Below are 12637 nucleotides of genomic sequence, written 5' to 3' on the forward strand. Positions count from 1 at the left end.
GTTCAGTTCCCCACCTTGTCCATTGCCTGGTTGAACATGGCCTCCAAAGCGGGGCCCGCGAGCGCCAGCAGGGCTGCAACCAGGACGGCGGACATCAGGGTTATCATCACCCATCCCGGAACGTCACCTCGTTCAGGGTTATCGTTACCGATGGTCGGAGGCACCTGAAGGTCTTCCCTGCCTTCGGTGTACTGTGCACCGATAGGGCGCCCCCTCCCGGCTGTCCCGGGCACCTTGAGCTGCAGTAAAGCGGCAAGGCCAAGAAGCAGCATCGCACAGCGGGTTCCCATGGTTTTCATCTTGAGTCCTATTCCTGGTTCCTAAGGTGGGCTTTAACTAATGGCAGCGGGTCCGGGCTTCGGGTCTTTCTCCTCATCAGAAGCCCAGGTTGATGGCGGCCAGGCCGGGGAAGACAGCAAACACCACGGTCAGGGGAAGCACCCCGAAAACCAGGGGCACCATCATTGCGATTTCCTTTTTCCCGGCAGCTTCCATCAGGTCCCGCTTGGCCGAATCGCGCACGTCCTGCGCCTGCGCGCGAAGCACGTCCGCAAGGGGTGTTCCTCTTTCCACCGCAACGATGATGCCGTCAACAAACCTGACCAGCGGCGCAAGGTCGGTGCGCGCAGAGAACTCCTGCATTGCCAGAATCAGCGGCTTGCCGGCCCTGGTCTCCGCGAGGATCTTCGAAAATTCCTTGGACAGCTCACCGTTGGCACTCCTGCAGACGCGATCCAATGCGCCTGTTGCGCTCTCCCCTGCGCCGACGGCCAGGGCCATCAGTTCGGCAAGGCTGGGAAACTCGGCCATCATCCGCGCTTCCCGCCGGCGGACCTGGGCGCCAAGCCAGTAGTCCCGCAACACAAAACCCGCTGCAGTACTGCCGATAATTACCGCCGCTGCCAAGAGCGGACTGAACCCGCCCGCTGCGGCTCCAATGAGCATGAAAGTCGCTGAGAGGACAAAACCCGCAGCAGCCCACAGCAACTGTTCAGCGCGGAAGTCGATGGCAGACTTGTTGATTCCTGCCTGGGCCAGCCGCCGGCCCGTGGCACCAGGCGTGGGGTTCAGTCTTCCCAATGCGGACAGCCAGTCCCGGAAGACGGGACGGAAAATTCGTTCGAGGGGGCCGAAAGGTGTCAGGTTCTGCTCGCCGGCGTGCAGGAGCCTCGACTCCAGGTTTTGCGACTTAAGTTGGGGCTCTATGCGTTGGGAAAGCGTCAGGGCGCGCATGGGAGGTGACCGGAAGATCACGAGCCACAAACCAAGGCCAAGGCCGATACCGCAGATTACTGCTGCAGGCGGGATGACGATCATCGGAGCACCCTTTCGTCCTGTGGCAGGGCCCCGATCTTCAACATCACCGTGTAGCAAACAAGCGAGACCACCAAGCCGCCGAGCAGGACTGCGGCGCCCATAGGCGTGTTGTAGGCCTGGATCGCCTCCGGCCTGCTGGCAAGCAGGATCATCACGATCCAGGGTGCCGCGACGGCAAGCCGGGCGGCATTGATGGTCCACGACTGCCGCGCCTCGAGCTCGCTGCGGGTCCGGGCATTCTCCCGCAGGAATTCCGCCAAGGTGCCCAGGAGCTTCCCCAGGTCCGAACCGCCTACCTCCCGGGTCAGCCGGAGCGCTTCGACGATGCGGTCGGCCACCGGGTCAGCCAATCGCTGCTTCAACTTGTTTAGAGACCCATCAAACTGGCCTCCGGCGCGATAGTCAGCGCCGAACTCACGAAAAATGGGCCGCAATTCCTCAGGTCCCTTTTCTCCAAGCTGAATGAGGGCCTCGGGCAGGGGCAGGCCCGCACGGATCGCAGAGCGCAGATGATCCACGACGTCAGGCCAGAGTTGGCGCAGCAGGGCCGTCCTCTTTTTGGCCCGCCACCTGAGGATGGTGACGGGAAGCCATGTGCCGAAAAGTCCGAAGCAGCCGGCAATGGGCCACGAATGGCTAAGCCCGTAGAACACCAGTGCTACAAAAACCCCGAGGCCCAAGCAAGTACCGGCCAAACCGCGGGCTGAGACCCTGTCGACCCCGGCAACCGCGAGCAGGTCAGCCAGGTGGCCGGGCTTTCGCACGCGGTTCCCGGGGTCTGGCGTTTCCCAACAGGACCACCAAATGAGGAAGAGGCCCATCCCTAGCGCCGCCCCCATCAGCGCCGGGATCATCGCGGATCCAGCAGCGTGGCGAGGTCGTATCCTGCCCGCGAAAACTTCTCAGCTGCCGGCATGGCGTTGGCCCGTGGTTGCAGGATTCCATTCTCCAGGGCGAAAACCAGTGACGACTCGATGATGCCGTTTTCCACGCGGCGCCCCAACGATAGGATTTGGGTCACTTGCCGACGCCCATCGGGATGCCTACTGCAGTGCACTACAAGGTCTATGCAGGATGCAACGGTGGGGACCACGAACGCACTGGAGATGTTGTCCCCCGCCAATAGCGGCAACGTGCAGATCTTGGTCACAGCATCGTGCGCCGAGTTCGCATGGACGGTGCACATTCCGGGCAGGCCGAACTTTCTTGAAACGCAGTGCAAGCTGGTCACACCGAGCGTCCTGAAGCAGTGGCGAGCATCTGGAGCGTAATGGTAATTTCGGCACGCCGGACATAGCTGGAGCACAGTGTAGGGAAACGGGTCGCGCTGCTTTAGTTCAGTCAGCGGTGTGGTTCGGCAGGCGCTCAGGATGCTTAGGGTCTTTGCCGCGTTCCCTCCAGTACTCATCCCGTTGCCACAACGAAAACCGAGTCACCCAGATGCCAAGAACGACCGCTCCAATAAGAAGAAAGACAGCTTTGGCCACCTGCCAAGGTAGGGCGTCGAAGGGCAGGAAGTTCAGGATCAGCGACACCACCATAAAGGGAAGCGAAAAGTACAAGATGTACCTAAGCCTGCGCTTCGCCTCAGGGCTTGCGCTGACAGGGCCTGAACCGTTGGCTCCCGGCTTCTTGGGGGATGGCGATGCCATAAGTGAACTGAACCATGAAAGGCAAGAATCCGGTAGGCCCACGTCCAGAGTCGCCTTTCAGCCCCATCCTGGATGCCTGGCTACGTCGAAGATTGCCCACTCATCGGGAAGGCCAAGCTAGCCTGCATATCGCAGCACGCATCTGCGCGCGTGCCACGCTGCGAGCAACTGGTGAGCCTGTAAATTCCGGTAGGCCGGACATTGTTCAGGCACACTCGAAACCACATGCTCCCCCGACGGGGGATGTCAGCCCTCGTCGGTAGGGTTTTAACGTGGAAGTAAATAACCGCGAGTGGTCACTCCTGATCCTTATCTGCACAGCCGCCGCGCTGGTACTAATAGTCCCCAGCCTAAGAGCTGCGTTCCGACCGGCCTTGTCAGCCTTTGCTCACCGGAAGGTTCTCACGTCCATTGGCCTTCTACTGGCCTACACCCTGGCAGTCATCATGGGACTGAACCAGTTTGGAGTTTGGGACGCCAAGCTGATCACGCCCACCATCGTATGGTTCATCACGGTCGCCCTTGTTTCACTCTTCCGCCTGCGTCGTGCACAGACTCAACCACACTTCTTCCGCAACCTTGCCCTTGGCGCGATCGCCGCGCCAGTCGCCGTGCAGTTTGTTTTGGACATGTACCCGTTTGAACTCTCGACTGAACTGGTCCTACAGGCCGGGTTCGTCGTACTGGGCATCCTCAGCGGCTTTAGCGCTGGGAACCCTGAGTATCACCGCGCCCACCAAGTCTTCAATGCCATGATCGTCTTCTTGGCCTTGGTCGTCGCACTCCACAGTGCTTTTGAAATCGCCGCTCAGTGGTCACGAATCGACTTCCTCATGGAAGCGAGGAAGTTTGCCCTTCCAATTGGCATGACGGCAGCATTCCTGCCGTTCATGTACGCGTTCGCCCTTTATGCCACCTATGAGACGGCAGCGTTCCGCATGCGGGCCACGGTCCCTGTTGGGACATCTGTATGGAAGCCCGCATTGGCGCTGGCCCTACGGACGGGACTCAGCTTGCCGAAGCTCAACGGTGTAACGCCGCGAACCCGGTTCGACATGGCACGAGCAACGACCGTGGCCGGTGCCCTGAAAGCGTTTGACGAGGGTCAGGCGGCAGAGGCCGCCATACTTCAGGAGGAGGCAGTCAAAAAGCAACGCCTAGTTGACAATGCCGGGTTACAGGGTAGGGACGACGCAGGAAAGCAACTTGACCAACGCGAATTTGCGGAAACCAGGAACGCGCTGAGCTATCTGCACCTATGCCATGCCGGTCATTACCGGCAACGCGGCCGATACCGGGACGACATGCTGGACTTACTGGGGGCCGACACCTTCGCCAAGAAGGGACTGCCTGAGGGGGCAGTCATCACGATGCATGTCGCCGACGATGGGCAGCAGTGGTGGGCATGGCGGAGGACTGTCACCGGTTGGGTATTTGCCATTGGAGCCAGCGAGGCTCCAAGTGACCGGTGGGAATACGACGGTCCGAGCGTTCCCAGCGGAGGCCCGGGGATTGATCCCAATTGGAGGCACTTCATGGTGCCTGTCGAGCGTCACCAACACTGGTGACGCTTTCCGGGCCACTCCGCTGGGGCTACGTGGCTGGGCCAACCGAAGGCCACACCGGACAAAGCCCTAATAATGCGGCGGGCCCTTTTGGGCATGATAGGCTATGCTCCGCCCCTAGATCGCGGGGAAACACAGACGTTCTTCACGGACTCTACCGAGAATAAATGTGGAATGCAAGACCCCACCTGGAGGCATATTTGGGCAGAGCTAAGACCCTGGGGAAGTGCAATCAGCGAGGCTGCAACGAGGTCGCAGTGAAGCGCCAGCGGTGCCAGTCCCACTACGACATCTGGTACTACAAGAACAAAGACCTCCGATGCGCGTGGGATGGATGCCGAGCATTCCAGGACGACGGCGGACGCCGTATGAAGCACGGCAATAAGGTCCTATTCTTCTGTCGCACTCACGAAGTCGAGCATCTCCGATGGACGCCCGACGTAGAAGCAGTCAACCTGGAGCGGCTCGCCGCAAAGATCACTCCACTCAACGGATGCTGGATTGCCAGCGGTCCCGTCATGGGCAAGAAAGGTGAGTACGTTGGCTTCATCCCCGAGGGAGCCAACCAGGTTCATTGGGCATTCCACCGCGTGTTGTGGAACCTCCTAATGGGTGGGCACAAACCCGGCTACGAACTCGATCACCCTGCCGAAGGACTGCAACCCCGCATGCTGCAACCCGGCTCACCTGGAACCGGTAAGGCGTGGTGAGAATGAAAGGCGAAAGCGGGGCCGGCGCGGCCCCTTCGTTAACTGGTCCGCCGTCGAGCATCCAGCAGTCGTAGCTTTCGCAGTCAAATACAACCTTTCCTTGCCGGTACCAAGTGTCGGAAGTGCAGGGACGCTCCGTAATACCCCCGGGCGATAGCGCCACTTCCCTTTGTTGAGGCTGATTCGGGACTAATCCTGGCTTGGAACCCGTACCAAACGAAAGGTGCTAACACCACCGGTCCTGCATCAGGACACGGCGCAAACCATTGGCATCGTTGAAGTGGACGTTGTTGTCATTGTCCCGGCACCCGGAAAGCTCCTCAACCCGTTCGCAACCGGAGGCGCTATGACAGCCGGGGAAGCGAGCAAGGACCAAGGGGGTCTACCCCCACCCCTCGCCCCTTGGTTGGCAGCAGCACCTTTGCGCGCCCTTCCGTATACTCAGCGCCATGTCAGCCAAAAAGAGCACAGGCAGGATGCTTCTGATCTCCGGCCTCATGATAATTGCCGCAGCATTGCTGGCGGGTGCGCTGAGTGCGCTGCATGCACCAAGCTGGCTGGTAGTAGTTCCACCAATCCTGAACGCCAGCGTCATAACTTCCATGTGGCTTAGCAATATGAGGAAGACACCCTGAATCCTGTCTTGCCCCAGGAGCCACTGTCTCGCAAGCCATGAGAAATAAGACACTCTGGTTGTGAGACACAATCCCCGTCTAAGGCACCCTCAAAGTGTCTCGCTTGCATGTCTCACAAGTGCCTGTTAATTTGTGTGTAGCAAAACACTGTTGTGAGACACATTGAGAGGGAGCAAGGCATGGGAAAGCTGATTGGATACGCCCGAGTTTCAACCAGGGCACAGGACAGCGACAGGCAAGAGGTCGACCTCCTCGCCGCTGGCGTGCGGCGAGATGATCTGTACGTGGATCACGGCGTGAGCGGTGCCAAGGCATCCCGAGTGGACCTGGACAAAGCATTGGCGGCCTTGCATGACGGTGACACCCTTGTTGTTACAACGCTGGACCGCTTGGGGCGGTCCACCGTCAACATGCTCAAACTGGCGGAGGAGATCAAAGCCAAGGGCGCAGGCTTGCGCGTGCTCAACCTGGGCGGTGGCGACGTGGACACCAGCACTCCCATGGGAGCCATGGTCTTCACAGTCATGGCCGCCCTTGGGCAGATGGAGCTTGAGATCAAACGCGAGCGCATCACCGACAGTGTGAGCAAGCGGCGAGCCGCAGGCAAGGACTTGGGCGGGCGTAAAGCGCAATTCACAGACAGCCAGATCAAGAATGCAGCTCGCCTGATTCAGGCAGGCGAGCCAGCAGCGCAGGTAGCACGTGATCTCGGCATGTCCAGGGCAACGCTATACCGCCGCATGGAAGTGCTGTCCCTGCCAGCGAAGTCGCGGAACTAAGAGATCACAAGCAGGACCGGACCCCCGGTTCCCGCCGGGGGCCTTGGCAGTCCTCACCATACGCTCTCTTTACAGCCAGGGAAAGGCGCAGGAGGGCCTAGCGGGGGCTGGGTGGCACTTATGTGCCCCCGCCCATTTTGAGGCCCTTATTTAACCTTCTGCTGCAGCAACAGCGAGAGCGTGGCGGAGACAGTGGAGCTATGCGATCGCTGCCGTCCGTTCCGGCGGGAGTTCTGGTCCCAGCACCGGTTGAATCATGACACCGTAGGGCATTGGCTTATCCCAGCCAGCAGACTCTACTTTCCATTGCTCAACCATGGAGGGGGTCGCGTGTACCGCTCCCGTGGACTTGACCACAATTTGAACTGTCCCCGGATCAAAGACTCTTGCACTCCCCCGCGTGTGGCGGTGGAGGATGATAATGAAGTTGTCCCGGATAAACGCTCGTTTACGCTCCACGTGGAGGGCGTACCAAGCGTCGGTAGAGGAAGTGTCGGACCAGTCGACGTCGGCAGGCATGTCTACTTCCTCGCGCCTAGCACTTGCTTCATCCAATTCTGCCAGTTGCTGTTGAACGGTAGCCAGCTTGGCTTTGCTGACTTGGGACATGACGGCCAGCTGTTCACCGTCAATGACTCCCTCAGCAAAAAGGCGTGCTGCTTGGTTCAGGTTCTCTCGGTGGGCCGCCTCCTCAGTCCTAAGGCCCTGTATCACCGCAGGATCCACCGGTGCCGTCGTCGCCCTGTTGGCCGCCACGGCAAGGAAGAACAGTATTTGGCGCTCCACGTGTTCGTCTACGTAAGACATCCGCTTGTTCACATGCCCCGGACCACTTTCGGAACAGCGGTAAATCATATGCTTGATACCTTTGCGGTCCGTGATCTGGCCCGACTTCATCGGGCGCAGGCACTCACACAATGCAATGCCAGCCAACAAGTGCTTCACCTTGTTACTCTCCGAGCGTCGCCTTGCTGGGTCGGACAGCTTGGAGCAGGTCGCTTCCCAAATGTGGCGCTCCACAATCGGGGGAAATTCCGACTCACCCACTATCGCGCCTTTCCATTCAGCGAGCCCCGCGTTACGGGGACGCAAGAGCATCTGGCGGAGAGTTGCGTAGGACCAGGCACCACCGCGCGCGGTCTTGATGCCACGTTCTGTCAGGCCTTGAATGAACGAACCTAGAGATAAGCCAGCCAACACATGCGAGTGCGCGTCTCTTACAATCTGCGCCTCGTCGTCGTCCAGCACAGGGGCACCATCTACAATCCGCCACCCGAAGGGGCGTCCGCCACCCAGCCACTTTCCATCCATTGCGTTCTGTTCCTGAGCGCGACGAACCCGGTCGGCCTTGTGGGCGGATTCGTACCGGGCCACTTGCCCCAGCAGACCCGCCCGGAGGATGCCCTCCGGTGAACTGAGATCGACCTCCCCGCCTTTGACTGTATGGTTTTCAGTGCCGTGTCTGTTGCAGAGGGCAATGTATTCCTCAAGCTCCACAGGGCTCCGATGCAGCCGGTCATAGTGCCAATAAAGCACAGCCTCGATATGGCCGCTTTCAATGGCTGCGAGCATCCGTCGGTAACTAGGACGTCGCTTGCCCGAGTAGGCACTGATGTCGTTGTCGGTGTAGACCTCCACCACATCAAAGTCCTGCGACTTCGCGAGCGCCTGACAGTCATCAATCTGGCGCTGCACGCCCAGCCCCTCGCCCCTCTTATCGTCAGAAATGCGGGCGTAGATCGCTGCTCGTTTGCTGGCCATGGGACCAGCCTACTTTGTATTGCGTTTCGTCGCATATTGGGGAGGCCACTGTTAAGGGCAATCAGCATGTCCAGGCTCTCGGCTTCCCGCACCTCCCCTACCACCAGCCGGTCCGGACGCATCCGCAACGCTTCCTTGACCAGGCGACGGAGTGGAATTTCGCCCTCACCTTCGAGGTTCGGCTGCCGGCACTGCAGACCCACCACGTCCCGGAGGGGAAACTGAAGTTCAAAGATTTCCTCGACGGTGATGACACGCTCCCGGCTACCTATGCTCGCCGCCAGACAGTTCAGCATGGTTGTCTTACCTGCCTGGGTGGCCCCCGACACAAGGATGTTGAGGCCACTGGACACCGCCGCGCCGAGAAATCGTGCCGACTGCGGTGTCAGCGTTCCCAACTCGACCAGGTGTTCCAGTCGGCTGGCCTTCACGACGAATTTGCGGATGTTCACGGCCCAGTGCCGGCGGGTTACATCCGGAATGACTACGTGGAGCCTGGATCCGTCCGGCAGTGCCGCGTCCACAAAAGGGGACGACATGTCCAGCCGTCTGCCGGAGCTTTTGAGCATGCGTTCTACGAGGTCACGCACGTGTTGCTCGGAGAGGCTCAGCGAGGTCAGCTCTGACTCCCCGTTGCGTGCCACATATATTTCGTTTGGCGCGTTGAGCCAGATCTCTTCTATTGAAGGATCGTCTAGGAGTGGCTGGAGCACTCCAAAGCCGGCCACGGCATCAAACAGGAACCTACGGGCAGCATCCAACGGGCCAAGGGGTGGAAGAGGCCCCATAAGGGCGCGCTCGTCATAGTCAGTGACGGCTGCTTCCACCAGCCTACGGACCTCTCCTGCCTGCCTCAGTGGGTCCAGCCCACGACGGCGGATGAGCTCGCGGACTTCGTCCTCGACAATTCCCAGCGCGTCCATATGTTCCCCCATACAACTGCCGCCCCCAGCGGAGGCAGTTCGACTGGGTACAGCTTAAGTAGAGGGTCCTGCCGCAACAAGTCATTCAGCACTCCTGTGGATAACTGACGACCCTCAAGATTCCCCTTAGTAGGGCTCAAGATTTCGCTTCGAAGACCACAGGATTCACAGAAGTAACACCAGAATCACTGGTTGCGCCAGTAACACTGGTGCTATGGTGAGCGCGTTATTTATCGAAATAGCACTATCAGGTGCCTTCCTGGGGGAAATCACCTGAGCAGTATCCAAAGAGGCGCTTGGGGGAGCGCCGCATTGTCTCCGGAGCACATATGAAGCGGAACCTGTCTCAGTCCCGTCGCCCAATCATGATGTCCCTTGGGGCCGGCTTATTAGCTGCCTCCTTGCTGACCGGCCCTGGCCTGATCGGAGCAGCTTCCGCTTTGGAGCCCAGTCCCACACCAACGCCTGCCCCGTCCCAAACTGCCACTACGCTGCCACAGGCGACGCCGGCACCAACAACCACTGCGTCGCCGCAGCCTTCCATCGCAGCCAGTTCGCCGACGTCGGCTACTCCCCAGTCAATGGCCCAGGCCATCGGCCCCGGCGGGGCGGAAATGGGGCAGAGGTCCAAGAGAGTGACCTCTGCTACCCCGTCGCCCACCGCCCAGAAGCTCAGCGCCGAATCGCTCGCAACAGAGGGCACATGGATGCCCTCCTTTGGGATACAGGGGCTTGACGTCAGTGGACACCAAACCAGCGTCGACTGGCAGCAGCAGTGGAACATGGGTGCCCGGTTCGCGTATGTGAAAGCCTCTGAAGGCAATTACTTCACGAATGATCTGTTTGGCTCACAGTACCAAGGCGCACGAAGCGTGGGGATGCTCCGGGGCGCATACCACTTCGCGATCCCCAACTGGTCTTCCGGCGCCGATCAGGCGCGCTATTTCGTGAACAACGGTGGTGGATGGTCCGGCGACGGCTATACGATGCCGCCGGTTCTCGACTTCGAGTTCAACCCCTACGAGGGTCGGACGATCAACGGCTTCTACTTTGGCAACACCTGCTATGGCATGTCCCAGGCGCAACTGACATCCTGGGTCCAGGACTTCGGAAACACGATGAGGTCCCTCACCGGCAGACTGCCGATGATCTATACGAATACAAATTGGTGGAACCAGTGCCTGGGCAATCCCACCGGTTTTGGGGACTATCCCTTGTGGGTTGCGGCCTACCCGTACTCGGCAACCAACGATGCGGGCGCCATTCCGACAGGGAGTTGGGACACCTACAGCATCTGGCAGTACAGCAGCACCGGGCCGTTTGCTGGGGACTCCAACGTTTGGAACGGGGACTATGCGGGACTCAAGGCATTCGCTGGGACCGCTATTCCGCTTGCAGCAAGTCAGGGTATTAGTGACGTCAGAGCCCGCACGCCGGAGCTGGGGGCCCAGACATCGGCAATAGTTTGTGGTCTGCGCGACGGCGGCTGCTACCAGAACTATCAAAATGGCGCTGTGATCTGGTCGCCTGCCAGCGGAGCACAGCCAAGCCCTACGGGCCCTATCCGTGGCGTCTGGCAAGCATCCGGTTTCGAAAACGGAATACTGGGCTACCCAACGTCTGCTGTCGTATGCGGCCTGAAGAATGGCGGTTGCTTTCAGGACTTCCAGAACGGGGCGATCATCTGGACATCGGGCACTGGCGCTCAAATCAGCGTGAGAGGCCCCATCCGAACGGCATGGGCAAACTCGGGATTTGAAAACGGACCCATGGGTTATCCACTGGGAGGCCAGGTATGTGGCCTTTCCGCTCAAGGTTGCTACCAGAATTTCCAGTCGGGTGCGATCTTGTGGTCGCCCGGCACCGGAGCCAACCTCAGCCTGAACGGTCCCATTCGAACGGCTTGGCAGAAGACCGGATTCGAGGCGGGACCCCTGGGATATCCCGCCAGCGACACGCTTTGCGGGCTGCGGGACGGCGGCTGTTTCCAGCGCTTTCAAACAGGGAGCATCGCCAGCTCCACCGCCACCGGAACGCACATCGTTTGGGGCGACATGGAGTCGGCTTGGCGCACTTCCGGGCGGGAAGCTGGACCGCTCGGGTATGCCACTCAGGATGAATCCTGCGGACTGAAAAACGGGGGTGCCGGCAACTGTTCGAAAAGGGTGCCACCGTCTGGTCACCCTCCACTGGAGCCCAATTGAGCCCCAACGGACCTATCCGCACGTTGTGGCTTCAGCAAGGGGGTGAGAGCGGTCTGATGGGATATCCCACCGGACCTCAAACATGCGGGCTCGTGAACGGCGGCTGCTTCCAGGAATTCGAAGGCGGGGCCATTATTTGGTCAGCGACCTCCGGTGCGCAGCTGAGCAAGGCTGGTCCCATCAGAAATGAATGGGCTCGAACCGGCTTTGAGAACGGTGCCATGGGCTACCCCACCGCAACCGAAGTTTGCGGGCTACCCGACGGAGGCTGCTCGCAGGATTTCCAGAACGGCTCACTTACGTGGACTTCCGGCAGAGGCGTCTTGCAGGTCATGTCCCCAATTTTTGCCTCATGGAAAGCTCAGGGGCGCGAGTCCGGAGTACTTGGCTACCCCAGCGCAACCCAAGTCTGCGGACTTGTCGGAGGAGGCTGCTACCAGAACTTCCAGAATGGCGCCGTTCTCTGGTCGGCGGCCACGGGCGCCCAGCCGAGCCCTGCAGGGCCCATCCGCACACTCTGGGCTGCGACAGGATACGAAAACGGTTCTCTCGGATACCCCACCAGTAACCAGGTCTGCGGCCTGAAAGACGGTGGTTGCTACCAGAACTACCAAAACGGGGCTATTCTCTGGTCTCCCGCCACGGGCGCGCAGATAAGCCCCAACGGACCCATCAGATCCAAGTGGGGCTCCATGGGCTACGAGCTCAGCGAGTTGGGATACCCTACGGGCGGTGTGGTCTGCGGCATCAGGGACGGAGGCTGCTACCAGAATTTCCAAGGCGGAGCGATGCTGTGGTCGCAGGCAACGGGGGCTCAACCCAGCAGTGGAGCGATTCGTGCAAAATACGCCAGCCTTGGCTACGAGAACAGCTTCCTCGGCTATCCCATCGCAGCAACTTCCTGCACCTTGGCCAACGGAGGCTGCTTCCAGAACTACCAGGGCGGGTCCATCACCTGGAGCCCCACAACTGGGGCCAGCGCAAGCACAGTGCGTCGGTAACCGCTGTGGCTCCTGCTGCGGGCAGCAGGAGCCACAGCGGTTGAGCTCTTGGATTCAGAACAGAAAAGGGTTGAAGCAGCCGCTTCAACC

At 60.1% G+C, this 12637-nt stretch carries 11 protein-coding genes and 2 pseudogenes; 5 read left to right on the forward strand and 8 right to left on the reverse strand.

Annotated features, from left to right (window positions below):
• Nucleotides 1-2: 2 nt before the first annotated feature.
• The 5 genes and pseudogenes from OUO20_RS09665 to OUO20_RS09685 form a co-directional block, all read right to left on the reverse strand.
• Nucleotides 3-299 carry a hypothetical protein gene (locus tag OUO20_RS09665; RefSeq protein WP_268003289.1) on the reverse strand — a complete coding sequence of 99 codons (297 nt, stop codon included), beginning with the start codon at nt 297-299 and terminating at the stop codon, nt 3-5.
• Between the two features lie 76 nt (nt 300-375).
• Nucleotides 376-1317, reverse strand: a complete 942-nt coding sequence (locus tag OUO20_RS09670) for a type II secretion system F family protein (RefSeq protein ID WP_268003290.1) — start codon at nt 1315-1317, stop codon at nt 376-378.
• Entirely contained in the window at nt 1314-2171 is an 858-nt protein-coding gene (locus OUO20_RS09675) for a type II secretion system F family protein (protein WP_134163814.1), read from the reverse strand. The genes OUO20_RS09670 and OUO20_RS09675 overlap by 4 nt, the downstream gene beginning before the upstream one ends.
• Nucleotides 2168-2515, reverse strand: a pseudogene (locus tag OUO20_RS09680) (CpaF family protein); the annotation flags it as partial. The pseudogene OUO20_RS09680 and the gene OUO20_RS09675, both read right to left, overlap by 4 nt.
• A 139-nt stretch (nt 2516-2654) precedes the next feature.
• Entirely contained in the window at nt 2655-2879 is a 225-nt protein-coding gene (locus OUO20_RS09685) for a hypothetical protein (protein ID WP_268003291.1), read from the reverse strand.
• A gap of 536 nt (nt 2880-3415) precedes the next feature.
• Between OUO20_RS09685 and OUO20_RS09690 the strand changes: the two genes are divergently transcribed.
• The 3 genes from OUO20_RS09690 (at nt 3416) to OUO20_RS09700 (ending at nt 6658) form a co-directional block, all read left to right on the forward strand.
• Nucleotides 3416-4537 carry a hypothetical protein gene (locus tag OUO20_RS09690; RefSeq protein WP_268003292.1) on the forward strand — a complete coding sequence of 374 codons (1122 nt, stop codon included), beginning with the start codon at nt 3416-3418 and terminating at the stop codon, nt 4535-4537.
• 254 nt (nt 4538-4791) lie between these two features.
• On the forward strand, nt 4792-5244 hold the full coding sequence (locus OUO20_RS09695) for a hypothetical protein (RefSeq protein WP_268003293.1): 453 nt from the start codon (nt 4792-4794) through the stop codon (nt 5242-5244).
• Between the two features lie 814 nt (nt 5245-6058).
• Entirely contained in the window at nt 6059-6658 is a 600-nt protein-coding gene (locus OUO20_RS09700) for a recombinase family protein (protein ID WP_268003294.1), read from the forward strand.
• A gap of 198 nt (nt 6659-6856) precedes the next feature.
• On the opposite strand, the gene OUO20_RS09705 is transcribed toward OUO20_RS09700, so the two are convergent.
• The 3 genes and pseudogenes from OUO20_RS09705 to OUO20_RS09715 all read right to left on the reverse strand — a co-directional run bounded on the left by OUO20_RS09705 (nt 6857) and on the right by OUO20_RS09715 (nt 10045).
• Nucleotides 6857-8419 carry a recombinase family protein gene (locus OUO20_RS09705; RefSeq protein ID WP_268003295.1) on the reverse strand — a complete coding sequence of 521 codons (1563 nt, stop codon included), beginning with the start codon at nt 8417-8419 and terminating at the stop codon, nt 6857-6859.
• A gap of 32 nt (nt 8420-8451) precedes the next feature.
• Nucleotides 8452-9342: pseudogene (locus OUO20_RS09710) on the reverse strand (CpaF family protein); the annotation flags it as partial.
• 346 nt (nt 9343-9688) lie between these two features.
• Nucleotides 9689-10045, reverse strand: a complete 357-nt coding sequence (locus tag OUO20_RS09715) for a hypothetical protein (protein WP_268003296.1) — start codon at nt 10043-10045, stop codon at nt 9689-9691.
• A 4-nt stretch (nt 10046-10049) separates the two neighbouring features.
• On the opposite strand from OUO20_RS09715, the gene OUO20_RS21485 reads away from it, so the two are divergent.
• Together OUO20_RS21485 and OUO20_RS21490 are read left to right on the forward strand one after the other, a co-directional pair.
• Nucleotides 10050-11546, forward strand: a complete 1497-nt coding sequence (locus OUO20_RS21485; RefSeq protein WP_326498083.1) for a GH25 family lysozyme — start codon at nt 10050-10052, stop codon at nt 11544-11546.
• A complete protein-coding gene (locus tag OUO20_RS21490) occupies nt 11495-12547 on the forward strand; it encodes a hypothetical protein (protein WP_326498092.1) in 1053 nt (350 codons plus the stop codon). Before OUO20_RS21485 ends, OUO20_RS21490 begins: the two co-directional genes overlap by 52 nt.
• The last annotated feature ends 90 nt before the right edge of the window (nt 12548-12637 follow it).

The organism is Arthrobacter sp. FX8, from assembly GCF_026723805.1.
In the GTDB taxonomy this organism is placed as follows: Bacteria; Actinomycetota; Actinomycetes; order Actinomycetales; family Micrococcaceae; genus Arthrobacter.